20 protein-coding genes are annotated in these 25,313 nt (G+C 41.2%); 14 read left to right on the top strand and 6 right to left on the bottom strand.

Going from position 1 to position 25,313, the window contains the following annotated elements; translation table 11 throughout:
* Positions 1-88 precede the first annotated feature (88 nt).
* From L3V77_RS15240 to L3V77_RS15230, 3 genes are read right to left on the bottom strand one after another with little or no spacing between them, the layout of a single operon-like run.
* Positions 89-1,474, bottom strand: a complete 1,386-nt coding sequence (locus tag L3V77_RS15240; RefSeq protein WP_275134895.1) for a TRAP transporter large permease subunit — start codon at positions 1,472-1,474, stop codon at positions 89-91.
* Positions 1,461-2,003, bottom strand: coding sequence for a TRAP transporter small permease subunit (locus L3V77_RS15235; RefSeq protein WP_275134894.1), 543 nt, complete (start codon positions 2,001-2,003; stop codon positions 1,461-1,463). The genes L3V77_RS15240 and L3V77_RS15235 overlap by 14 nt, the downstream gene beginning before the upstream one ends.
* A 55-nt stretch (positions 2,004-2,058) precedes the next feature.
* Complete coding sequence (locus tag L3V77_RS15230; RefSeq protein ID WP_275134893.1) at positions 2,059-3,126, bottom strand: TRAP transporter substrate-binding protein; 1,068 nt, start codon at positions 3,124-3,126, stop codon at positions 2,059-2,061.
* Positions 3,127-3,346: 220 nt separating this feature from the next.
* Here L3V77_RS15230 and L3V77_RS15225 point away from each other — a divergent pair, with 220 nt between their 5' ends.
* The 9 genes from L3V77_RS15225 to ilvN all read left to right on the top strand — a co-directional run bounded on the left by L3V77_RS15225 (position 3,347) and on the right by ilvN (position 14,167).
* On the top strand, positions 3,347-4,726 hold the full coding sequence (locus L3V77_RS15225; protein ID WP_275134892.1) for a cache domain-containing protein: 1,380 nt from the start codon (positions 3,347-3,349) through the stop codon (positions 4,724-4,726).
* Positions 4,723-5,352 carry a response regulator transcription factor gene (locus L3V77_RS15220; protein ID WP_275134891.1) on the top strand — a complete coding sequence of 210 codons (630 nt, stop codon included), beginning with the start codon at positions 4,723-4,725 and terminating at the stop codon, positions 5,350-5,352. Before L3V77_RS15225 ends, L3V77_RS15220 begins: the two co-directional genes overlap by 4 nt.
* Before the next feature lie 24 nt (positions 5,353-5,376).
* Positions 5,377-6,312 carry a LysR family transcriptional regulator gene (locus L3V77_RS15215; protein WP_275134890.1) on the top strand — a complete coding sequence of 312 codons (936 nt, stop codon included), beginning with the start codon at positions 5,377-5,379 and terminating at the stop codon, positions 6,310-6,312.
* Positions 6,313-6,442: 130 nt separating this feature from the next.
* Positions 6,443-6,976, top strand: coding sequence for a phosphatase PAP2 family protein (locus L3V77_RS15210; protein ID WP_275134889.1), 534 nt, complete (start codon positions 6,443-6,445; stop codon positions 6,974-6,976).
* Positions 6,973-8,019, top strand: coding sequence for an MJ1255/VC2487 family glycosyltransferase (locus L3V77_RS15205; RefSeq protein WP_275134888.1), 1,047 nt, complete (start codon positions 6,973-6,975; stop codon positions 8,017-8,019). The genes L3V77_RS15210 and L3V77_RS15205 overlap by 4 nt, the downstream gene beginning before the upstream one ends.
* Before the next feature lie 481 nt (positions 8,020-8,500).
* Positions 8,501-9,463 carry a transcriptional regulator LeuO gene (gene leuO / locus L3V77_RS15200; RefSeq protein ID WP_275134887.1) on the top strand — a complete coding sequence of 321 codons (963 nt, stop codon included), beginning with the start codon at positions 8,501-8,503 and terminating at the stop codon, positions 9,461-9,463.
* 236 nt (positions 9,464-9,699) lie between these two features.
* Entirely contained in the window at positions 9,700-11,517 is a 1,818-nt protein-coding gene (locus L3V77_RS15195) for a long-chain fatty acid--CoA ligase (RefSeq protein WP_275134886.1), read from the top strand.
* Between the two features lie 437 nt (positions 11,518-11,954).
* The gene (locus L3V77_RS15190; RefSeq protein WP_275134885.1) at positions 11,955-13,673 is read left to right on the top strand and encodes an acetolactate synthase 3 large subunit; all 1,719 of its coding nucleotides are present in this window, start codon (positions 11,955-11,957) and stop codon (positions 13,671-13,673) included.
* Positions 13,673-14,167, top strand: coding sequence for an acetolactate synthase small subunit (ilvN, locus tag L3V77_RS15185; RefSeq protein WP_195704408.1), 495 nt, complete (start codon positions 13,673-13,675; stop codon positions 14,165-14,167). Before L3V77_RS15190 ends, ilvN begins: the two co-directional genes overlap by 1 nt.
* Before the next feature lie 632 nt (positions 14,168-14,799).
* Here the strand turns inward: ilvN and pykF are convergent.
* Entirely contained in the window at positions 14,800-16,212 is a 1,413-nt protein-coding gene (gene pykF, locus L3V77_RS15180) for a pyruvate kinase PykF (RefSeq protein ID WP_275134883.1), read from the bottom strand.
* A 422-nt stretch (positions 16,213-16,634) separates the two neighbouring features.
* Between pykF and L3V77_RS15175 the strand changes: the two genes are divergently transcribed.
* The 4 genes from L3V77_RS15175 to dhaL all read left to right on the top strand — a co-directional run bounded on the left by L3V77_RS15175 (position 16,635) and on the right by dhaL (position 21,389).
* Positions 16,635-17,399, top strand: coding sequence for a DeoR family transcriptional regulator (locus L3V77_RS15175; protein ID WP_275134882.1), 765 nt, complete (start codon positions 16,635-16,637; stop codon positions 17,397-17,399).
* 62 nt (positions 17,400-17,461) lie between these two features.
* Positions 17,462-19,294 carry a glutamine--fructose-6-phosphate transaminase (isomerizing) gene (gene glmS, locus L3V77_RS15170; protein WP_275134881.1) on the top strand — a complete coding sequence of 611 codons (1,833 nt, stop codon included), beginning with the start codon at positions 17,462-17,464 and terminating at the stop codon, positions 19,292-19,294.
* A gap of 370 nt (positions 19,295-19,664) precedes the next feature.
* On the top strand, positions 19,665-20,723 hold the full coding sequence (gene dhaK / locus L3V77_RS15165) for a dihydroxyacetone kinase subunit DhaK (protein ID WP_275134880.1): 1,059 nt from the start codon (positions 19,665-19,667) through the stop codon (positions 20,721-20,723).
* Positions 20,724-20,753: 30 nt separating this feature from the next.
* On the top strand, positions 20,754-21,389 hold the full coding sequence (gene dhaL / locus L3V77_RS15160) for a dihydroxyacetone kinase subunit DhaL (protein WP_275134879.1): 636 nt from the start codon (positions 20,754-20,756) through the stop codon (positions 21,387-21,389).
* A gap of 69 nt (positions 21,390-21,458) precedes the next feature.
* On the opposite strand, the gene L3V77_RS15155 is transcribed toward dhaL, so the two are convergent.
* Positions 21,459-21,581, bottom strand: a complete 123-nt coding sequence (locus L3V77_RS15155) for a hypothetical protein (RefSeq protein WP_275134878.1) — start codon at positions 21,579-21,581, stop codon at positions 21,459-21,461.
* On the bottom strand, positions 21,582-23,519 hold the full coding sequence (dhaR, locus tag L3V77_RS15150) for a dihydroxyacetone kinase operon transcriptional regulator DhaR (RefSeq protein WP_275134877.1): 1,938 nt from the start codon (positions 23,517-23,519) through the stop codon (positions 21,582-21,584).
* Positions 23,520-24,198: 679 nt separating this feature from the next.
* Here dhaR and L3V77_RS15145 point away from each other — a divergent pair.
* The gene (locus L3V77_RS15145; protein WP_275134876.1) at positions 24,199-25,281 is read left to right on the top strand and encodes a glycerol dehydrogenase; all 1,083 of its coding nucleotides are present in this window, start codon (positions 24,199-24,201) and stop codon (positions 25,279-25,281) included.
* Positions 25,282-25,313: the final 32 nt, after the last annotated feature.

Genomic DNA, 25,313 nt, shown 5'->3' with positions numbered 1-25,313 from the left:
GGCAACTGGATATAATAAGTAGACTACAGGGGAGGTCTTTGCCCACTGTCTATAACCAGTTGCCCGCTTAACTATCTATTGGTACTTATTAGCCATAAGCGACACTTGGAAGCCAAAGTACTAACTGAGGCCAAATCACCAGACAAACCAGCGCCAGAATCTGAATAAAGATGAATGGCATCACACCTTTGTAGATATCTCTGAGTTCGACACCTTCTGGACAAACTCCCTTTAAATAAAACAGAGCAAACCCTACTGGTGGTGTTAAGAAGCTTGTTTGCAAGGCCATGGCAACTAACATGACAAACCATACAAGGCTTGGATTATCCACAACGCCATGACCATCGAGCTCAATACCTAGATTTGAAATTACAGGGGCTAAAAGCGGTAGCGCAATCAAGGTGATTTCAATCCAATCTAAGAAGAAACCAAGCAAGAAAACAATGAACAGAATGAAAGCAATAATGCCATAGGGTCCAAAGGGTAAGCCGCTTAAGAATGATTCTATTAGTTCGTCACCACCCAATTCTCTTAATACCAAGGCAAAACAAGAAGCACCAAGAAAAATCATGAAGATATAAGCGGTTGTTCCGAATGAAGAGTGCAGAACTTCTTTCATTACTTTTAAGCTCAGTCTTCTATTGTAGGCGGCCAACAATGTTGCCCCCATGGCGCCGATACCAGAGGCTTCTGTTGGGGTGGCGATCCCTGCGAAGATGGATCCAAGAACAACAAATATCAAGATAATGGTCGGAGTAATGTCTTTAAATACTTGAAAAATAATGCTCCAGTCCACAGCCTCAACATCATGAGGTACGGGGGCTTTTTCAGGATTGAGCTTGCCGACGATTAGGATATAAATGATGTACATTGCTCCTAGTAATAGGCCAGGGAAAATAGCGCCCATGAAAAGGTCACCAACAGATAATCCAAGTTGATCAGCCATAATCACTAACATGATAGAAGGAGGGAGAAGTATCCCTAATGTACCTGCGGAAGCGATGGTACCTAGAGCTAAAGGTAAGTGATAACCCTGACGCATCATAGTAGGTAAAGACATAACGGCAAGCAAAACGACAGAGGCCCCAATGATGCCAGTGGAGGCGGCTAAAATAATACCAATCGCCATCACCGTAATCGCTAAGCCACCATGTACCTTTCCAAATAGCTTTTGCATGGACGACATCAGTTTTTCAGCTATTCCAGATTTATCTAACATGTTGCCCATAAAGATAAACATGGGGAGTGCAACCAAAATCCAGTTATCCATGATCTTATAAATACGATTAACCACAAGCCCTAAACTTGTGTAATCGAGCCCTGTAAAAGTATCCAAATAAATATCAGCGAAATACCCTACAGCAGCAAAAATGACGCCAATACCTCCCAATACATAGGCGACAGGAATACCCGTAAAAAGAAGAACAATAAACGAGCCAAACATGGCGATTACAATCCATTCATTCGCTTCCATGTTGTGCCCCTTTAGCTAATGTTTCAATATTTCGTAAAATCCGAGCGATTATTGAGAGTAAAAGAAGTGAAAAGCTGACAGGAATAACGCTTTTAATTAGCCAACGATATGGCAAACCTGACGGAGACGAAGAACTCTCATTTACTCTCCATGATTCGTAGGCGAAATCGTAAGAGTGTAAAATAACAATGATGACGAACGGGATGGCAAATATGGTCAAACCAAGCATGTCGACCATTGCTTTCTTCTTTTCGCTAAATTTGTGGTAAAAAAGGTCAACGCGAACATGAAGATTACTAACTTGCGCGTATGCGGTACCAAACATTACTGCGGTCGCATATAGATGCCATTGCAGTTCTTCTAGCTGGATAAGGCCGCTAGAAAACACCTTTCTCAAAACGACCTGAACAATAATAACCAGTACAAGAATTAGGTTGGTCCAAGCGACAAACTTGCTTATCGCATTGATGCCATTTTCTATGTGCAGATAAATGGGAACAGAGGGCGGCGACGATACAACCTTACTCATGGGCTCCTCCTTAGAAAAGCGCCAGCCTTAGGCTGGCATTTAGGGGTTTGAAATATTATTTACGTGTTGCACGAGGCAGGAACGCATTTGCTTCCCAAAGTGCATAGCCTTCTCTGAATTCACTCAGGTCTTGCCATACCTTGTTAAAGAATGGGTCAGCACTGGTCTTTTCGTCGACAACTTCTAGCCAAGTGGATTCGAATAGGCTAAGCATTTCGTCATTCCAGTAACGAATTTCAACACCATTTTCTTTGGCTTTCTTCATCGCATCGAACTGTATGGCTTCACCTTCCGCTATGGAATATGTCATGGTTGCCATGCAGGTAGTTTCAACCGCAGTTTGCTGAGACTCGTCCATTTTTGCCCAAGTGTCTTTGTTAATAAGTAGTTCAAAAACAGTGGACTGTTGATGCCATCCAGGGAAGTAGTTGTATTTAACTATTTTGTGGAAACCTAAGCGTTGATCAATTGCGGGTTGAGAAAACTCAGAAGCATCAATGGCGCCTTTTTCAAGTGCACCAAATATCTCACCACCTGGTAGCTGAACCGTACCGACTCCCAGTTTTTCCATTACGGAAGCCCCTAGACCGAAGAAGCGCATGTTCAAACCTTTCAGATCTTCTGGTTTTTCAATTGGCTTCTTAAACCAGCCTGATGTTTCAGGAGAAATGATGGCACATGGGAGCACTTTCACATTGTAGCCACCCTGATCATACATTTCTTGATACAGTTTTAGTCCGTTACCAAAATATAACCAAGCCATATATTCGCCAGCTTCTGGGCCAAAAGGTACCGCAGAAAAGAGTGCAGAAGCTGGGAGTTTGCCTTGCCAATAACCCGCTGTCGCATAACCTGAATTTACTTTACCAGTAGAAACAGCATCTAATATTTCCGCTGGATTAACCAACTTACCTGGTTCATAAATTTTCATTTTTATCGTACCACCAGACATGGCAGTAATGCGGTCGGCGTACCATTTTATAGGTGTGCCTAGAGCAGGTAGATGAGTACCGAAAGCGACAGGGGTTTTCAGCAATATTTTGCTTGTCGCGTTAGCGCTCATGGTAAAACCAGTTGTTGCAATAGCAATAGTGGTCGCAAGAGCAATTTTATTCATGTTCATTCTGTTCTCCTTGTAGGGGACAAATTCCTTGTTAAGTCAAAATGTGAACATCTAATAGTTAAAATTGTTAAATTGATGTTACATTTGTGGTTAGTTTAGGTTGGATTGAACCTGTCGGATATTGGGGGAATTGCGCAATTCTTATCAGTGAAATTACGTAGCTAGAAAAAAACATACAGTAAAACTACGTACATATTGTTAATCCATATAAGGTGATGTAATGGAGTTTGTTAACAGTAGAAAACTGTCAATAAATATAATTTTGCTTTCAGTTTTGCCTCTAATTATGGTAGTGGCAATTGTTGCTAGCTTATTGTTTAGTCAGGCAAAAAACCTTGTCGAAGATGAAGTTAAACTTACACGAAGTAATATTGTGACTTCAAAAAAACAAGAACTTAAACAGTACGTTGAACTTGCGATAAAAAGCATTGAACCTTATTACTTAGATTCAACGCTTGATGAGCAAACGGCGAAGCAAATAGTTTCTGAAAAATTGAGTCAGCTCACATATGGGAGCGATGGGTACTTCTTTGTTTATGACTGGGATGGCATAGCATTAGTTCTACCGCACCAGAAAGATCGAGTCGGAAAAAACTGGTGGGATGTCGAAGACTTTAAGGGTAAAAAACTACTTCAAGAGCTCATCTATGTTGCTAGGCATGGAGGTGGTTTTGTCGATTACTTTTGGCACAAACCTTCGAAACAAGAGCCTTTACCCAAGCTTAGTTACGCCGTTTCTCTTGATAAATGGCGATGGATGGTTGGAACCGGTGTTTATTTAGATGATGTGGAAAATCAAATATCACACATGCAAAATGGCTTTGATATGAATGTAAGCAAAAGTTCGGCAGCATTGTTCGTTGTTGTATTTATTGCTGTATCGTTAGTTGCTGGTTTGGGAGCATCGTTAAACCTAAATGTGCGTAAATTAGCAAATGAGCAAATGAGCTTACTCAATCAACAGATTATTGAATCGCAAGAAAATGAGAGAAAAAGAGTTTCCAGAGAGTTACATGACGGTGTAAATCAATTGCTTGTGGCAGCTAAATATCGATTAGAAAACCTGCAAAAAGAGCCCGATGAAGCCCTTAAAGAGGGGGAGTTGCAAGCAAGTAAACAAGCTATGGAACAAGCAATCGTAGAGCTGCGTAGAATATCCAGAGATCTCCGACCGCCTCAACTGGATGATTTGGGGTTGGTGGCGGGAATAGATTCTTATATCAATGATTTGCGTAGTCGCACAGAATTAGAGCTCATTTTCGAACATGATATTGATGGAATAAAGATGGTGCCTGAAGTAGAAACGACACTTTATCGCGTTGTTCAAGAAGCGTTGCACAATGTTGAGAAGCATGCTCAGGCAAAAGGTGTCGATGTTATATTGCAAAGAGAAGGCAAAAAATTACTTCTGACAGTGAGTGATGATGGAAAAGGCTTTAGTGTTTCAACGGATAAAAGGCAACAGTTTCTACGCCAAGACAGTATGGGATTACAGAATATGAAAGAACGAATTCAAGCGATTGGTGGAGAGTTTAGAGTCACCAGTAATCTCGAGGAAGGAACGGAAATTCGTGTGATGCTTAAGATGGAGTTTATATGATTAGCCTCGTACTAGCCGACGATCACCGTTTGATGCAAGATGGACTGAAATCTCGATTAGATAGAGAAGACAACCTTGTTATTTTAGCCTGTGTTGGAACGGGTGAAGATGCTCTAAAAGTAACACAAGAACTTAAACCTGATGTTTTGCTGCTTGATATAAATATGCCCAAGTTAAATGGTATAGAGGTCTTAGAAAGGCTTAAAAAAGCAGGTGCTCAAACGGCAGTGATTATGTTGTCAATGCATGATTCTAAAGACTATGTAATTCGTTCAGTAAAGGCGGGCGCTAAAGGGTATGTCTTAAAGGATGTAGGTTCTGACGAGTTAGTGATGGCAATCAATCAGGTGGCAAATGGTCATTCATATTTAAGCTCTCAAGCGTCCGATAAACTATTAGAACAATTTAATGAAGAGCCGAAAGAAAAAGACGAAACGCTGTCAAAAAGGGAGGCCGATGTTCTTCAGGCTATTGTCAGTGGGGCGGGTAACAAGGATATTGCTGACACGTTACATATCAGTGTTCGAACAGTAGAAACTCACCGACTTAGAATAAAGAAAAAACTTGGGGCTACCTCCACCGCAGGGCTCGTAATGATCGCTTTGGAAAAAGGGTTAATAAAGTAATGTGGGATTCCTTTTGGAGGCATCATGTCTAAACATCATCTGAATAGTCGCCAACCTATTTTAGATAAAATCGTATTTTTCTGTGCGGTTATCAGGACAGGATCATTTAAAGCGGCCTCAAATGAACAGGGATTATCGCCCGCAGCAGGTAGTCGGTGGGTGAAAGAGTTAGAAGAGATTATAGGCGTTGAATTAATAAAACGAAGTACTCGTCAATTGGTTGCGACGCAGGCTGGTCAAAAACTTTACCAGCGATTTAATGGTCTTTTACCGGACATAAACACAGCGATAGAAGAGGTGCAAAATTTAGCAGAAACCTTACAAGGCGAAATCAGGATTTCCTCAACCCCTTTATTCGCTAAACAGTACCTCACTGATATTATTTCTCGGTATATGCAGTTGCATCCAAAAGTAGATTTTAAGTTGTTTATCGAAGCAGGGGATTTTGATGCCCTAAACATCGATTTTGCGTTTCGAGCAAATGCGAGTTATGTGGGAGAACAACAAATAGACTCGCTTTTAGTCAAAAGACACTTGCTTAGCGAACCACTCTATTTATGTGCATCACCAAGTTATTTGCAAAGTTTTGGCCCACCGGATAATCCAGAGCAGCTAAAAAGCCACCGTTGCTTGTATGCTCGGACATTACTTGGAGGTAATCGATGGTGTTTTGAGCTTGATGGTCGGCCAACTATCGTGACGATTAAAGATGCCCTAGAGTGCGATAATAGTGAGATCTTACTGGATTTTTCGCTTCGTGGCGCTGGCATTGCCTACCTACCAGAGTCGATTGTAAAAGAACATATCCAGAATCAGAATCTTATCAGTGTGTTGGATAACTACCTTTGTGCGACTTTTGATATCAACATGTACTATCGACCAAGGAAACCAATGCCGGAGCGTTGCAGCCAGTTCAAATCATTTCTAATCGAACACATCTCTTATCAACCTGGTAGGTAAACCTGAGCAACGTAGAACTCCGTAACACAATAAATATCAGATTGTCATCGTTTGTATAATAAATCGTCACTTTGTTGTCATTTAGATCGAATAAATTATTTGATGTAATGTAATCAGTGAGGACGACAATATGCGAACTATGGAACCAATCGCTAGATTTGATCTAGCGGTCTCTCTGTTCTTTCTACAGCATCGTTTTAGTCACGATGTTGCGCGAGTGGGTAAAGCAATTTCACATACTGGTGATGGTCACTTATATGTGTTGATTGGACTGTCAGCATTATTCATAGACAAAGAGGTAGGCCATTTGTTTCTTGGTGTGGGTCTATTGGCTTTTGCTATAGAACTGCCTATCTACTGGTTAGCTAAAAATAGTATCCGTCGTAAACGGCCAGAAGTGCTGTCGAATCAATTAAATTCTTTTATTACCCCTTCAGATAAATACAGTTTACCTTCAGGACATACTTCTGCGGCTTTTGTCATGGCGACGTTATTGGGACAATTCTATCCTGACTCTTATTTTATGGCACTGATTTGGGCAACACTGATAGGCGCATCTCGTATTTTACTCGGTGTCCATTTTTTAACCGATGTCGTTATTGGCGCTGCGTTAGGGGTTGGCTGTACGACGTTTGCGTTTTACTTGTTAGGCGTTCAGTCTTGAAAATTCTGTATGGTGTACAAGGTACCGGTAACGGCCATATAACTCGAGCTCGGGCAATGGCATGTGCACTAAAAGAAAAAGAGGTATCGGTAGACTTCTTCTTTTCTGGGAGAAACAAATCAGCGTATTTTTCTATGGAGGAGTTTGGCGAATACAGAGCTAAGAAAGGGATTAGTTTTCTTACTGAGCAAGGGCGAGTTAATTATGTCAAAACAGCCCTAAATTGTTCTCCTTGGCATTTCTTAAAAGAGATCAAAACACTGGATCTTTCCAGTTACGATTTAGTATTGAATGATTTTGAACCTATTAGTGCTTGGGCAGCAAAGAGACAAAACGTGCCTTGTATTGGAATTAGCCATCAAAATGCATTCAGGTATGAAGTGCCGAAAAAAGGGAATAATTGGTTAGACAACAAACTTATCCAACACTTTGCACCTTCAGATATTCATATAGGTTTGCATTGGTACCATTTTGACCAACCTATTCTGCCTCCGATTGTTTATACTGACAAAGCCCATAAAGTCGAAACGGGCAAACAAGTGCTGGTCTATCTTCCATTTGAAAGTATCCATGATATTACTGATCTTTTGTTGCGCTTTACGGGTGAAAATTTTGTTTGCTACCATCCAGGTACCAAAAATGAGCAGACGATCGAGAACATAGAGTACAGGATACCGTCGTATATAGGTTTTCAAAAAGAGCTGCACCGTTGTCAGGGCGTGATAGCCAACGGCGGTTTCGAGCTTCCTTCAGAGGCATTATCATTAGGAAAAAAACTGCTTTTAAAGCCGCTTTCTGGACAATTCGAACAAGAAAGCAATGTGGCGACGCTAGAAAATTTAGGGTTGGCTCACTCTATGGATTACCTAGATCCTACGGCGGTTAGAAACTGGTTGGATGCAGGCCAAGCTGAAAGTGTGAAGTACCCAGACGTAGCAAAGTATATTGTTGATTGGATAGTTGCCGGTAACTGGCAATCGAGTGACAATTTGAGAAAATCGTTGTGGGAGCAGGTTGATTTTCCTAGCCACACCGCTATTTGAAGTAAACCTACTATCAGCCGTAAACGACTAACCATGAGCTAGTGTGACACCGGTGAATGACGCTTATTAGCAACGAGCGCGTCAAAAAAAAGTCAAAATGCTATTACTTTCTAATGCACAGTTAGTCAGAATTCATCCAGTTTAGTTCTTAAGACCAATTTTCCATCCACCATTATTGTTTTTGTCATGTGTTTGCCGAATGATTTTCCTCAATTCCATTACTTTAGATTATTTATATAATTTTAGGTTTTATTGTAAATAATTAAAATTTAAAGATATTTTTTCTAATGAGATAAAATAAAGTAATTATTTATAAAGGTTATTGAATTAACCTAACCTATTGACGGATAGTTGTATCACACGGACAACAGGCTGTTGTTACGATAAGCATACTAACTACATTCTAGGTTCCTAACTCAGTGACAACCGTGTAATGACGATACTCACTAAAGCAACGTAGAAAAACTTATGAGGCACATAAATGCACAATAAATCCGAATCAAATAATGTTGCACCTAGCCACAGAATGGAATCTACGCTACGAGGAGTGGACTTAAATTTGCTAACTGTTTTTGATGCAGTTATGCAAGAGCAAAATATCACTCGAGCCGCGCATAATTTAAACATGTCTCAACCGGCAGTAAGTAATGCGGTTGCGCGACTTAAGGTTATGTTTAACGACGAACTATTCATGCGACATGGTAGAGGCATTCAACCAACACAAAGAGCTCGTCAGTTGTTTGGGCCAGTACGTCAAGCATTGCAATTAGTTCGTAATGAACTTCCAAGTTCTATTTTTGCAGCTCAAACCTCAAGCCGACTATTTAAGCTGGCAATATGTAGTCCAAGTGATGTGCGTTTTGCGCCGAAAATCTTAACGGGTATCGGGGAGCAAGCACCAAATATTCGCTTACACCTAGACGCTGAATTTGATGCAAACTTGAATGAAAAGATGCGTTTTCAAGAAGTCGATTTCGTTATCGATTATGAACGCTTTGAAGAGCAAGGCTTTTCAAGCACTGAAATTTTTAGTGATGAACTCGTTGTCGTGGCTGCGTCTTCGCACCCTAGAATTAGTGATGCTATCTCTGAGCAAGAATTGTTAGCTGAAAAACATGCTAAGTTATCTAAACTGAATGGCATGCGTAGTTTCTCAGAACAAGCATACAAAGGCCTTGAATGCAGTGCTGCTTATATGGGGACAAGCCTTAGCAATGTGCTTTATGTAGTGAGTCAGTCAGAGTTGATTACAGTTGCACCCCGCTGGTTAGTAGAAAACCTGTCAGATAGACTCGATTTAAAGGTGATGGATTTTCCACTTGAGAGCAACAAAATAGACGGGTTCTTAAGCTGGCATGAATCTAGTGAGAAAGATCGAGGTCATATCTGGATGCGTGATCAGTTAATGCTTATTTGCGGTGAAGCGATCGCTAAATCAAATTAGATTCGCTTAAATTAAGAACAAAAAAGCCCCAATAAGAAAGAGTCTTGTAGGGGCTTTTTCAGTTCTAGAGCAACAAGAGTTTGACTTCAAAACCAATTAATTTATTCAGATAGTGCCTAATACACAAATTTGTCAATTTACGCTATCTAGAAGACCTTCATTTGTTGCCTTTTCCAATGCTAAATGTACACTTGTCGGCAGATTAAGCTTACATGTGTAAGCCAAAGGTAAATAAAATGGCCAATTTAGATTTTCATCTCGTAAAACGTATTAGAGAGCAAGTTGCAAAAGGTGGAGACAAAATAGCGCTTCGTCATAAAGTTGCAAATGCATGGAAAGGCATCAGCTGGAAGCATTTTGGTGAGCAACTAGATTTGTTGTCTCTCGCACTGCTGGCGCAAGGGGTGAAAGCGCAAGACAAAGTCGGTATTTTCTCGAATAACATGCCTCGCTGGACCATGGCCGATGTCGGCTCGTTACAAGTGAGAGCTGTAACGGTTCCAATTTATCCAACGAATACCGCAAATCAGTCCGCATTTATTCTTCAAAATGCTGACGTAAAAATTCTTTTCGTTGGTGAACAGCCACAATATGACGCAGCTGTTAATATTTTTGATGATTGCGATGAGTTAGAGCTTATCGTTGTTATGTGTGATGATGTTGATCTACAAGATAATCCGTATGCGATTAAATGGGATGACTTTATCGCGAGAGGTTCACAGGAATACCAGAAAACCTTAGATCTCCGATTAGACGAAGCGAATTATGAAGATTTATTTACTCTAATATACACCTCTGGGACGACAGGACAGCCTAAAGGTGTCATGTTGGATTATTCGAATATGGCCTCTCAGTGTGAAGGTCATGACCTTAAGATGACATTGACGGAAGACGATGTATCGCTGTGCTTCCTGCCCTTGTCACATGTCTATGAGCGTGCGTGGAGTTTTTACGTACTCTATAAAGGTGCAACGAATTGCTACCTGCAAGATACAATGCAGGTCCGTGATGCACTAGCCGATATCCGTCCTACGGTAATGTGTGCTGTTCCTCGTTTTTACGAGAAAATATTTGCCGCTATCCATGAAAAAGTATCCCGAGCGCCTGTGCATCGTAAGATGATTTTTACCTGGGCTGTAAACATGGGAGCACGCATCGCGGTTTGTAAGCAAGAAGGCAGAGAGCCTTCAATTATACTTAAAAAGAGCTTTAAGCTAGCTGACAAATTAGTCCTCGCTAAACTGCGTGCATTGCTTGGTGGCAACATTAACTTTATGCCTTGTGGTGGTGCGAAGTTAGACGCAACAATCGGTCGTTTCTTCCATGCAATTGGCATAAACGTTAAGCTCGGTTATGGCATGACAGAAACAACGGCAACGGTTTCTTGTTGGGATGACGGGATATTTAACCCAGACTCTATCGGTACCACTATGCCTGGCGCACAAGTGAAGATTGGCGAAAATAGTGAAATTCTTGTTCGTGGCCCAATGGTGATGCGTGGCTATTACAAAATGCCCGAGGAGACAGCAGCAACGTTTGATGATAATGGCTTCTTAAAAACAGGTGATGCTGGTGAATTTGATGAAAACGGATGCCTTTTTATTACTGACCGTATCAAAGAATTGATGAAGACCTCCGGCGGGAAATATATAGCGCCACAAGTGGTAGAAGGTGCTATTGGTAAAGATCATTTCATAGAGCAAATTGCGGTTATCGCAGATACACGTAAGTTTGTATCTGCGCTTATTGTGCCTAGTTTTGAATCGCTCGAAGAATATGCCAAAGAACTTAACATCAAATATCACGATAGAATGGAGCTACTTAAACATAGCCATATTGTGGAAATGTTAGAGAAAAGAGTTGCTGAACTTCAAAAGGACCTGGCTAAATTCGAACAGGTTAAGAAATTTACATTGTTGCCCAAAGCATTTTCTATGGACAAAGGTGAGTTAACGCCGACGCAAAAATTACGCCGAAAGGTTATTCACGAGCGTTACGAAGAAGAAATTGAAGATATGTATACGGATAAAACAAAGAAAAAAAATGACAAATAGCTCAATAAGCTAATGAGCATTATGACTTTGTGATTAAAGCCCGTTGAAGCAAAAAATTCAACGGGCTTTTTTGTTGAAATTAAACCTAGCTGGTTGCTTTATGTGCTGCTAATGTTTCCAATGTTAGAGTTAATCGCTGATAAATTAAAGAATAATAGCGGATGGTCGTTTTTTGCTGTTTGCTCTTGATTTCAGAGACGATAAGATTGAAATTAGGGACTCAGTATTGAGGGTATGCCTTGTACTGATTCATGGATATATTGTGAGCTTTTACGAACTCCTAGAGGTTCTAAACATCTAAAGCTCAATATTTTAGGCTACGAATAAGCCCTAACTATGTAATACGACAATTAGTAGGTCATTGGTCACACACCAAGATACCACGAGCTTAGGGCTTATCAGCTGCAGCTAATTGGACGTATTAAGGAGAGAAAACAATGGAAATGTTATCCGGCGCGGATATGGTTGTTCGTTCGTTATTAGACGAAGGCGTTGAACACATCTTTGGCTACCCTGGTGGCTCAGTTCTTGACATCTACGATGCACTTCACGAGAAAAGCGATATTGAACACGTACTTGTACGTCATGAGCAAGCCGCTGTGCACATGGCTGATGGTTACGCGCGTGCGACAGGTAAAACTGGCGTAGTACTTGTTACTTCTGGTCCTGGGGCAACCAACGCGATTACAGGTATCGGCACCGCTTATATGGACTCGGCACCTCTCGTCGTACTTTCTGGCCAAGTACCCGGCACACTCATTGGTAATGATGCATTCCAAGAGTGCGATATGATTGGAATTTCACGTCCCGTCGTAAAGCATAGCTTCTTAGTGACGGATCCTAAGAAAATCCCTGAGATAATAAAAAAAGCATTCTATTTAGCATCAACTGGTCGTCCCGGCCCTGTTGTTGTTGATCTCCCGAAGGATATGTTAAATCCACTGCTTAAGTTCCCCTATGAGTATCCAGAATCAATCAAGATGCGCTCGTATAATCCCACAATGACTGGTCACAAAGGGCAAATTAAAAAAGGCTTAAAAACGTTGTTGGAAGCTAAAAAGCCAGTTTTATATGTAGGTGGTGGAGCCGTAATATCTGAATGTGACAAACAATTAATTCAATTAGCGGAAAGACTGAATTTACCAGTGGTAAGCACATTAATGGGACTAGGTGCTTTTCCTGGAACCCATAAAAACGCGTTGGGTATGTTGGGTATGCACGGGCTTTATGAAGCCAATATGGCGATGCATAATTGTGATTTAATCTTCGGTGTGGGTGTTCGTTTTGATGACAGAACGACAAACAATGTAGAAAAATATTGCCCAAATGCCAAGGTAATGCATATTGATATTGACCCTTCTTCGATTTCTAAGATCATTAGGGCGGATGTTCCAATCGTTGGTTCTGCCGATGTCGTTTTGGATGCGATGCTGAAACTTCTGGATGAGCAGAATGGTTCGAATGACGTAGAAGCTATCGATCGCTGGTGGAGTGACATCAATCAATGGCAAGCTCGTAGCTGTCTGAGTTATGAAAAGTCGCCAGATAAAATAAAACCTCAAGAAGTGATTGAGACGTTATATAAATTAACCGATGGTGAAGCTTATGTAGCGTCAGATGTGGGCCAGCATCAGATGTTTGCTGCACTTTACTATCCGTTTGATAAACCACGTCGTTGGATAAACTCTGGTGGTTTAGGCACGATGGGCTTTGGACTACCCGCTGGTATGGGCGTTAAATTTGCTATGCCGGATGAAGAGGTGGTTATTGTCACGGGTGATGGAAGTATTCAAATGAATATTCAAGAGTTATCGACGGCTCTTCAATATGACATTCCAGTTAAGATCATTAACCTAAATAACCGATTTTTAGGTATGGTTAAGCAGTGGCAAGATATGATCTATCAAGGCCGTCATTCTTCTTCTTATATGGATTCTGTCCCAGATTTTGCTGCTATTGCTGAAGCTTACGGGCATGTTGGCATTCGTATTTCTTCTCCGGATGAATTGGAATCAGAGCTAAAGCGTGCTTTAGATATGAAAGATAAATTGGTTTTTGTAGACATTACAATAGATGAAACTGAGCACGTATACCCAATGCATATCAAAGGCGAAGGTATGGACAAAATGTGGCTAAGTAAAACGGAGAGAACCTAATGAGACATATAATTTCACTGCTACTTGAAAATGAAGCCGGATCTCTTTCTCGTGTTGTTGGTCTTTTTTCTCAGCGCGGATATAACATTGAATCGTTAACGGTATCTCCAACGGATGACGAGACATTATCGAGACTAAACATCACTACCGATAGTGATGACATGGTACTTGAGCAGATAGAAAAACAGTTGAATAAATTGATCGATGTTTTAAAAGTGCAAGAAGTGACCGAATATAACCACATTGAGAGAGAGCTTATGTTGGTTAAGGTTAAGGCAAGCGGAACCGTGAGAACAGAAGTAAAACGTACAGCGGATATCTTTCGTGGTCAGATAGTTGATATCACACCCGCTTTGTACACCATCCAGTTGGCGGGTGATAGTGATAAACTCGATGCCTTTATTAGCACTATTTCGGATGTAACAGAGGTCGTTGAGGTAGCGCGATCTGGTGTCGTCGGTATTGTTCGGGGTGAGCGAGCTTTGAAAGCTTAATACGTTAAAATTTCCGCAATGAAATAAAGCCTTCTATTGAATAGAGGGCTTTAATTTTGAATGAAGAAAACTTTTACCAATACCACTAAATAGTTGCTTAGTAAAATGTGCTTGATGGAGTGAATATCAATATGCATGGGCACCTATTTCTCAATATTTCCATCTCACTTTTAATACGTAATAACGAGCGATTTGTCACATATTTGCAACAACTAGACTAAAGTAGAATTTTAAAAATTATCTAAGCTACACTTATAGATAAACAAATTGATTGTTTTTTGAACGATTAGCTCGTTTTGGACAAAACGCGATATCTTCGGTTTAGTAATAAAGTCATACAGTCTGGGTATATGAGGCACGGTATGTTGAACAAATCATTAGTAAGAGTAACCGTCGGAAGCTTGGTTATACTTGGTATTAATATGAGTGCAATTTATTTTTTACCAATGGTTCTACTTTTAAATACACATCACAAAGAGTTTTTCGGATGGTAAGAATCGGGGGGATCCCCGATTCTTCATATTTAAGCTCTATCAATATGCTGCTTTTATCTGCGACTTTAGTCTGATTATTTTCTTTGGCACAAAAAAAGAGGGCTATTTAGCCCTCTTTCTAAATTCAATATTTGAATTTTATAGTACGTGTACAGACGCGGTGTTTGTCGTGCCTGAAGCAACGAGTGCACCAGAAACCATCACGACGATATCACCTTTCTTACCAAGACCAGTATTTAGCGCAAGCTCTTTACCGTTAACATAGAATTCGTCAGTGTTAGCGATTGAATCAACAACAACTGGACGAACACCTTTAGTAAGAACTAACTGTGCTGCCGTTTTCTTGTTAGTAGTAAGCGCAAGAATATTTGCAGTTGGGAAGTATTTACGTACTGAACGAGCAGATTTACCGCCGTCAGTTGCAACAACGATAAGTGGAGCGGCTAGTTTTTCCGCTGTGTCTACTGCGCCTTTACATACTGCTTCAGTGATACGTAAACGTGGGCTATCTAAGCGATCGCCGAGTTCAGCTTTTAATACTCTATCTGTACGGTTACAGATTTGAGCCATAATTGTTACTGCTTCAACAGGGTATTTGCCTTTCGCTGTCTCACCAGAAAGCATTACAGCATCTGTTCCATCCATTACTGCGTTTGCAACATCGCCCGCTTCAGCACGAGTTGGACGTGGGTTATTGATCATAGAGTCAAGCATTTGAGTTGCAGTGATAACCGTTTTACGTGCGCGATTACATTTCTCGATCATCATTTTCTGAGCGAAGATTACTTCTTCTGCTGGGATCTCAACACCAAGATCACCACGAGCAACCATGATGCCGTCAGAAGCAGCAAGGATAGCGTCGAAGTTATCAACACCTTCTTGGTTTTCAATTTTAGAGATGATGTGGATGCTTTCGCCGCCGTTAGCAACAAGAAGCTCACGAATTTCTTTAACGTCTTCTTCTTTACGAATGAAAGAAGCCGCAACGAAATCTACGCCTTGCTCACAACCAAATTTAAGGTCAGCTTTATCTTTTTCAGATAGCGCAGGAAGCTTAACTGAAACACCAGGAAGGTTTACACCTTTGTTTTCGCCTAGAGCACCGTTGTTAAGAACTTTACATTTAACATCAGTATCAGTCGTTGCAATCACTTCCATTTCGATTAGGCCATCATCGATTAGGATAGTGTCACCAACGGTAAGGTCTTTAGAGAAACCCGCGTAAGTTACAGCAACGATGTCTTTGTTACCAACAACTGTAATATCAGTTGTGAAAGTGAATTCTTGACCAGCGACTAGATCAACGTCATTGCCGTTTTCTAGTTTGATAGTACGGATTTCTGGGCCTTTAGTATCAAGAAGGATAGCAAGTTGCTTACCTTTAGTTTCCATCACAGAACGGAAGTTTTTGATACGTGTGCCGTGCTCTTCGAAATCACCATGAGAGAAATTAAGGCGCATTACATTCATGCCAGCATCAACAAGTTGAGTTAATTTTTCTACAGATTCAGTCTTAGGGCCAATCGTACATACGATTTTGGTCTTTTTCATGGAAGATACTCTCCGGTAAGTATGTTTACATTTTAAAGTTTGGTTGTTGTTTAGAAGAACATAAGAAAGAAAATGACAACATTTTTGCTGCTATTTACATCAATCAATTCTGCTATCTAAACGAGCGTAAAATCTTTCATATAGTGTAGCCGCATTGCGGCAGCCTGCTATGGCTCAAATCACTATTTTTTTGCATTCTCTATGTTAAAGACGAAAAGTTGCAAAAAAATAACGGCTTTTTTTGTAATTAAATTTCTTTAGGGCGCGAATTCTAACAAAAAATCTGATCAAGATCACTGTCTAGAGTTGTTCTAGGACAAAGTTTACGCTCAAAATTTTTAATTTTTAGCTCGAAATAAATAGACAAATAAGTTTCAATTGAAATATAATGCTTTCGTTTCGTAATATATAAGTTTCAGTCTATGACAAAAAGAAATACACAGTTAAGACGCCATACGATAGCGAAGATCGTTTCAGAATTGGGTGAAGTCAGTGTAGAAGCGCTTTCACAGAAGTTTGATACCTCTGAAGTGACTATTCGAAAAGATCTGGCTTCGTTGGAAACGAATGGCCTTCTCTTAAGGAGATACGGTGGTGCTATCGCCATTCCTAAAGAGGTTGTTAATGATGAAAATATCGATAAAGTTTCGGATCGAAAGATAAAACTTGCGAAGTTGGCTGCTCAGCTAATTAAGGACCATAATCGCATTGTAATCGATAGTGGCAGTACTACTGGTGCCCTTATTCCGGAATTAAATTACAAACAAGGCTTAGTAGTGATGACGAATTCATTGCATGTTGCCAATGCCTTGAATGCACTAGAAAACGAACCAACCCTTCTCATGACTGGTGGCACATGGGATATCAGGTCAGAATCCTTTCAAGGGCAAGTCGCTGAATCGGTATTGCGCTCTTACGACTTTGACCAACTTTTCATTGGTGCTGATGGTGTCGATTTATTGCGTGGAACCACTACATTTAATGAGTTGATAGGATTGAGCCAAGTTATGGCGGATGTGTCTAGAGAAGTCATTGTTATGATTGAATCCGAAAAAATTGGTAGGAAAATTCCCAATCTGGAACTCGCGTGGCAAAGCGTGGATGTTTTGGTTACGGATGAGAATTTAAGCGATCAACAGAAACTAACAATCGAGTCTAAAGGTGTGCGAGTTGTCCGCGCATCCTAATATTATTGTGAACGAATGACAGGTTCGCAAAGTACAAATTATTTGAAATTTGGAGAAATTACATGTGTGGAATAGTTGGTGCAGTAGCACAACGCGATGTTGTTGAAATTTTGGTAGAGGGCTTACGCCGATTAGAATATAGAGGCTACGATTCCGCGGGTGTTGCTGTGGTTGATGCAGACCAGAAACTCACACGTGTTCGTCGTTTAGGTAAAGTGCAAGAGCTTGCTGACGCAGTGGCGCAACAAGATGTATTAGGTGGCACCGGAATTGCGCATACAAGATGGGCAACTCACGGTGAACCTTCTGAAATCAATGCTCACCCTCATATCTCCGGCGATATCACTGTTGTTCACAACGGTATTATCGAAAACCACGAACCATTGCGTCAAATGCTGAAACAACGTGGATACATTTTCGAATCTCAAACAGATACAGAAGTCATCGCTCATCTTGTTGAATGGGAGCGTCGTAGCTCTGACACTTTAGTTGAGGCTCTACATAAAACGGCGGCTCAGCTAGACGGCGCATACGGTACAGTCATCGTTGATCGTAACGATCCAGAACGTCTGGTTGTTGCTCGTTCAGGTAGCCCAATTGTTATTGGTTTAGGTATTGGCGAAAACTTCCTTGCCTCTGATCAATTGGCTCTTTTAAGTGTTACTCGCCGATTCATGTACCTTGAAGAAGGAGACGTGGCCGAGATTACCCGCCGCGATGTGCGTGTTATCGATGCAAATGGTGAAGCGGTCGAACGTGAAGTTATAGAATCGAATGCTGAGCATGATGCTGGTGACAAAGGTCAATACCGTCACTTTATGCAAAAAGAGATCTTTGAACAGCCAACCGCATTAAAAAGCACGATGGAAGGGCGCATTACGCAAGATTCGGTCATTATTGAAAGTATCGGTGTCAATGCGTTAGAGATTCTGTCTAAAGTTGAGCATGTTCAGGTTATTGCATGTGGAACATCATACAACTCTGGTATGGCTGCAAGATATTGGTTTGAAGGTCTAGCGGGTGTCAGTTGTGACGTTGAGATTGCCTCTGAGTTCCGTTACCGTAAATTTGTCGTTCGTCCTAACAGTTTGTTGATTACGCTTTCTCAATCAGGTGAAACAGCCGATACCTTGGCGGCACTCCGCCTTGCTAAAGAGAAGGGTTACATGGCGGCAATGACTATCTGTAACGTATCGGGTTCTTCTTTGGTTCGCGAATCTGACTTTGCGTTTATGACTCGTGCGGGTACAGAAATCGGCGTTGCATCGACGAAGGCATTTACGACTCAGCTTGCCGCTATGCTCATGCTCGTTACCGCGATTGGTAAGCAGAATAAGCAAATTGATGCAGAGAAAGAGAAAGAGATCGTTCAAGCTATCCATGCATTACCTGTTCAGATCGAAGCAGCGCTTGCGTACGACAAAGAAATCGAAGCATTAGCCGTCGATTTTGCAGACAAGCAACATACCCTATTCTTAGGGCGTGGTGAGTTCTACCCAATCGCGATGGAAGCGGCGCTTAAACTAAAAGAGATCTCTTACATTCATGCAGAAGCGTATGCCGCGGGTGAACTTAAACATGGACCGTTAGCACTTATTGACGCAGATATGCCTGTCGTTGTCGTCGCACCTAATAATGATCTTCTTGAAAAGCTTAAGTCGAACGTTGAAGAAGTACGTGCTCGTGGTGGTTTGTTGTATGTGTTTGCTGACGAGAAAGCAGGTTTTGAAGCTGTTGAAGGGATGAAGATCGTGACTCTGCCACACGTAAATGAAATTGTTGCCCCGATTTTTTATACGGTACCTATGCAGTTACTCTCTTATCATATAGCGCTAATTAAAGGTACCGATGTTGACCAACCTCGTAACCTAGCGAAAGCAGTCACAGTTGAATAATGAAGTAGCAAGCTAGACAGCAGTTGTTAGTTGATAATACAAATTGATTGTTTTTTAACCTCCATTAAGTTTGACTTAATGGAGGTTTTTTATATTTGATGCAGTGTAGGAACGCAGTTAGAACAGTAAGTGAATATGGAATGGCGTGATTGGAACTCTTGATAAAGCAGTTAAGAGAGCATTAACACAATAACCAAGAAAACTAAGTGTTTAAGAATCAGTGATACAGTAAAATATATTCAATATAGGCTAAAGTCTTTGGCTGTTGTTTTACTAAAAGAGAACTACCATGCTAATAGGCAAGATTCGTATCCAGATCAACCAAATTTGGAGCATGCTTTGGAATCCAAAAAATTAGCGGGACAGGACAATGAAAAAACTAATAAATAACGTTGAAGATGTCGTACAAGATCAGCTGAGTGGCCTTGTAGCATCTCGCCCAGAGCTTAAAGTGAATTACGAGCCTCGCTATGTATGGCATGAGCAATCGCTTGGTCAAGTCGCCTTAGTATCTGGCGGTGCAAGTGGCCACGAGCCTCTACACGTGGGTTTTGTAGGCAAAGGTATGTTGACGGGGGCTTGTCCTGGTGAAATTTTTATCCGTCCAACTATTGACCAAATGTATGAGTGCGCTAATCAAGTAAATACAGGCGAAGGCGTATTATTTTTAATTAAAAACTACACAGGTGACGTACTAAACTTCGGAATTGCCGTTGAGCTACTTCATGCAGATGGCATAAAAGTAGGCTCAGTGCTTATTGATGATGATGTCGCCGTTAAAGGTAGTTTATATACTTCAGGTCGCCGCGGTGTTGCAGGCACAGTGCTGGTCGAAAAAATTGTTGGTGCAGCAGCAGATAAAGGTTACTCACTAGAGCAATGTGAAGAGTTAGGTCGTCGGGTCAACAACAACTGCCGCTCTCTTGCTGTCGCACTCAACGCGTGTGTGGTACCGGCCGCGAGTAAACCATCATTTGAACTTGCCGAAAACGAAGTTGAGTTCGGTATCGGTATCCATGGTGAACCAGGTATTGAGCGTATCACATACACAAACGCTGATGAATTGGTAGACAAGATGTTCGTCGAGCTTAAGGAGAACGAGGAATACAGCCGTACTCTGCGCATCTGGAATCGTAAAGAAGGTGAATGGGATGAGGTTGAATCTTCCATCGAAAAGTTTGAAAAAAACCAAGACTATATCGCAATTATAAACGGTCTTGGTGGTACACCCATTTCTGAGTTATACAGTGTATACCGCCGTCTCGCGGAGATTTGTGAGAAAGAGCGTTTCCGTATTGTGCGTAACATGGTTGGTAACTACTGTACTTCTCTAAACATGGAAGGGGTATCTATCACGCTTCTAAAAGTAGATAAAGAGATGGTAGAGCTATTTGATGCCCCAGTCGATACAGCGGCTATAAAATGGTAACCAAGGTTCCGAACAAGGAAGTAGAGAACAATGCAAATTGAAAAACAACATATCATTCATTGGCTTGAACTATGCGCAACGGCATTCGATGAAAACCAAGACTTTCTAACTGACCTTGACCGAGACATCGGTGACGCTGACCACGGTTGGAATATGAACCGTGGTTTCAAAAAAGTGATTGAAAAATTACCAACCGTTGAGAAGCAAAATATCTCAACTATTTTGAAGAACACAGGTATGACTCTTCTTTCAAGTGTTGGCGGCGCAAGTGGACCTCTTTACGGTACTTTATTTATTCTCACATCAACGGCGATCGGTAACCGTGAACAACTTTCGTTTGAAGAGCTTATTCGCTCACTGAGGTGTGGTGTTGACGGTGTTATCTCTCGTGGTAAAGCGGAGCAGGGGGACAAGACTATGTGTGATGTCTGGTTACCGGTTCTTAATTCGATTATGCCACAATTAGATAGCGGTGTTTCGGTCGAACGTTTATTCGATGAGATGGTTGAAATAGCAGAAAAAAGTGTGGTTGCAACAATTGAAATGCAAGCTAAGAAAGGCCGTGCAAGTTACTTAGGTGAACGCAGCATCGGTTTCCAAGATCCCGGAGCAACGTCGTCTCTCATTTTAATTAAGGCACTACGCCAAGCGGTGAGGGGCAGTTAATCTAGATAGGTCTTGTTGCTGTCTCTCACAGAAAAACCGAGCAGAAGAAGGTGGGTGGCGAATCAACATTCATTGAGTTTGAATTGCCGCTTCAAGGGCAATGTCAGCTTTCAATTTTTCAGTAAAGTGTTTGAATGCTGAAGAATTACTCAACTGACAAACCGCCACTGAAGCATTCAAAAAAAACAGCATTCAAGATGAATCCATCATATCGGTTAACTCATACTTTTTAATTTTTCGCCATAGCGTCGTACGACTAATATTGAGTGCTTTAGCCATATCTTGCGTGTGACCGTTAAGTAATTTCCATGATTGGATGATCGCCTGTTTTTCTAACTCTTCTAGGGGCATTACGCCCGATCCTGCGTTTAATTTTCGCTTAAAGTGACGCCTAATTTCGTCTGGAACATCCTCAAGTTTAACCAAGTTTGAGCTGCGGTTTAATAACATACGTCCGATGACGTTTTTTAGTTGAGAGTTATTTCCCACCCAATGGAAGTTGAGCAGCATATCTATAACCGCTTTTTTTAGTGTAATAGTTACATTATTGCGCTTCTCATAACTATTAACTATTTTAAAGATCATATGTTCTATGTCTTCTTTGCGTTTTCTTATGGGCGGAATATGTAATTCGTTTGTAGATATTTCATAATAAAGTTGACGGCCAAAAGAACCTTGAGAGACATACTCACTAATGTTTACTGTGGTGCTGGTTATGAGTTGAAAACTTACTGGGATTAGGCGCTGACTATCACTACGACTGATACTACCGGCTTTCAGTAGATTAAGGATTGTTGTTTGCAGGTCGGTAACAAGATATTCGATATTCTCCAAGTAGAGGGTGCCATTATGTGCCAGTTCGAACTTGGACAGTTCTCCCTGTTCTCCTTGTCTCCCATCACAACCAAGGACCTCACGAAGTAACTGCTTAGGGTCGGTTGAGTGACAGTTGAGAGTAATAAAAGGTCCATCTCGATACTCACTCTCATTGTGAATTGCCATTGCTAACTTGGTTTTACCAACCCCTTTTTCGCCAGTGATCAAGATAGGAGCTTGAGATTCAATTGCGCGGCGGCCAACTGTCACCACATGCTTCATCTCACGTGAGATAAACGGCAAGCTATCGAAGTTGTACTTAGCACTATCAGTGATCGGTTGTTGAGGTTGTTCGCGGATCGTATCGATTGGATGAATAAAGAGTAGGTTAGTACCGTCAGCTAAGTAGCTGTAGGTAATGACAGCTTCTATAAACTCACCATCGACCTCGAAAGTAGTTTGTTTACGGTGAACCATCTTGCCTTGTTTAATGCTGTTTTCAACATTAGGAGCAAAACGGATAGTGTTGAATATGTTGCTGTCTAGCCGGTCGTTACTATTTACCTTTAACAGCTTTTCCGCTTGATGGCTTATAAGGGATAGTTGGTTATCTCCATCCCATGAGATGATGCCATCATCCATGTATTCCAAAGTGGCAATATAAGCTGACTGGAGGCGATTCATGTTCTCCTGTTCACTTTGAATATGAAGTTGAAGGCTGATCTCTTTGGCACACGAGGAAGCGATAACAAGATCATATCTATGGTAGTCCTCGACTTTCTTAACGAGCAAGATAGTGCCACGTAACTTGCCATAGGTATCAATAATCGGGGCGGCGGCGGTGGAGAAATTATGAAGGTCACGTTTAAAATGTTCGGCAGCAAACACCTCGCTGGGCATATTGGTGTCAATAGAAAGACTGACCGCGTTGGTACCAATTTTATCCTCACTCATAAAACAGCCTGTTTTGATACCTAACGCCTCCATCTCAGATTCCAATTCATGGTGACCGATAATGAACATCACGCAACCATTGTCATCCGTCATAATCAACAGTAGCTTCTCATCACGCAGTAAGTCGTAAGTGTCTTCAGTGAGTGTGGTAGCACAGTTGATGATTCGTTCAGTACGTCGGATCAATGAAGCTAGCGTGTAGCCAGAGGCAATATGCGGTCTTGACCAATCATATGGACTGATCTGTTTTACACAGCGTTGCCAAGATTGAAATATAGGGGAATGTGAGAACTCAAGTGATACCCACTGATGCTTTTGGAAAAATTCCCAGCGAGTTTTACTATCTTCGATAGAAAGCATTCAAGTTAAGGCCATAAAAGAGGGATAAAAGAGTTATTGTAACCGTACAAACCGTAATTATAGTGTGAGCTAATCACATTTATAAATGTTTATGTAAATATAATATTGTTGCATATACACTTTGGTGAAAGCCATCTCCTTTGTGCTGTAAGCGCTATCTCCTGATATCTCAGTGATTCTTCCGCATGTCTACGTTGATCATTATGTGCCCTAATTTTGACCATCGATTCATTTTCTCAAAAGGTTTAAGTCTAATAGCATCAATGGCTAGGTCCTGTACTGCGCTTTTTTCTTCTTAAAGACACGTCGACTTGCTTGATTCGTTGGAAGATACAAGTGTAGCGCCTCCAATTGATTGCTTTTTTCTAGATATAAGGTTGATGTTTTTATATCTAGGGATATAAATTTTAAATTATTGATTTTTATTATAAATAATAAAAATTAAGCGTTACATTATGAAACGCATAAGGGTGGTAGAGTGTTGCATTATGAAACGCTTTTGAAGCTATTGATTTGTAAATGTGATCCAGTTGTTGTTTTTATTCGTCATGACAGACGTATATCGCTTTAATTGATGTGAACGTCAAAATTAGACTTTTAATACTCGTTAATTTCTTCTGAAATTTAGCGCTCAATAATAGGATGAGCCTAACTTTGAAAAACAGAAGGTTTAAGGTCCATGGATAAGATAATTATTAGCCCAAGCAAATACGTACAAGGTGAGAACGTACTAAGCTCAATCGCTGGCTACGTGAAAGCCTTAGGTGAAAACCCATTGGCGATCGCTGACGAATTTGTTACAGGTCTCGTTGGCCACACGGTAAAAACGAGCTTCCAGAAAGAAGAAATGCTACTTGCTATGGATGTGTTTAATGGCGAGTGTTCACGTCAAGAAATCGACCGTATTATCAATATCGCTTCAACTCAGAAGAACGACGTAATCGTTGGTATCGGTGGTGGCAAAACATTAGACACCGCTAAGGCAGTGGCATACTACGCGAAAGTACCAGTAGTCGTGGTGCCGACTATCGCCTCTACTGACGCCCCAACCAGTGCACTCGCGGTTATCTATACGCCTGAAGGTGAATTTAGTGAGTACCTACTCTTCCCACAAAACCCAAATATGGTAGTGATGGATACAGCCGTTATCGCAAAAGCACCGGTTCGCTTACTTGTTTCTGGTATGGGTGACGCACTCTCTACGTACTTCGAAGCTCGCGCAAACATGACTTCTGGTAAGCCAACAATGGCAGGCGGTGCCCCAACTCGCTCTGCTCAAGCTCTAGCAAAACTATGTTATGAAACGCTGCTTGAAGATGGTCTAAAAGCAAAAGTCGCGGCAGAGAATGGTGTGAGCACTAAAGCGGTAGAAAACATTATTGAAGCAAACACGTATTTAAGCGGCATTGGCTTTGAAAGTAGTGGTCTAGCCGCTGCCCACGCCATTCATAATGGCTTAACGAAGCTAGAGGAGTGTCACCACCTATACCACGGTGAAAAAGTAGCATTCGGTACACTCGTTCAGTTAGTACTAGAGAACGCACCATTAGAAGAGATCAATACCGTCCTTAATTTCTGCCGCTCTGTTGGCTTGCCAACAAACCTATTTGAAATGGGCGTGAAGGAGCTAAACCAAGACAAATTACGCGAAGTAGCTGAAGGGGCAACCGCTGAAGGTGAAACCATACACAATATGCCATTCCCTGTAACAGCAGACGCGGTTTACTCAGCGATTCTAACGGCACATCAACTTGGTAAATAACAGAATATTTAAAATATTGGATTAAGGAAAAG

Source organism: Vibrio sp. DW001, assembly GCF_029016285.1.
Lineage (GTDB): Bacteria > Pseudomonadota > Gammaproteobacteria > Enterobacterales > Vibrionaceae > Vibrio.
Note: the sequence above shows the minus strand (reverse complement) of the source record. Positions and strands in the feature narration are given on the sequence as shown.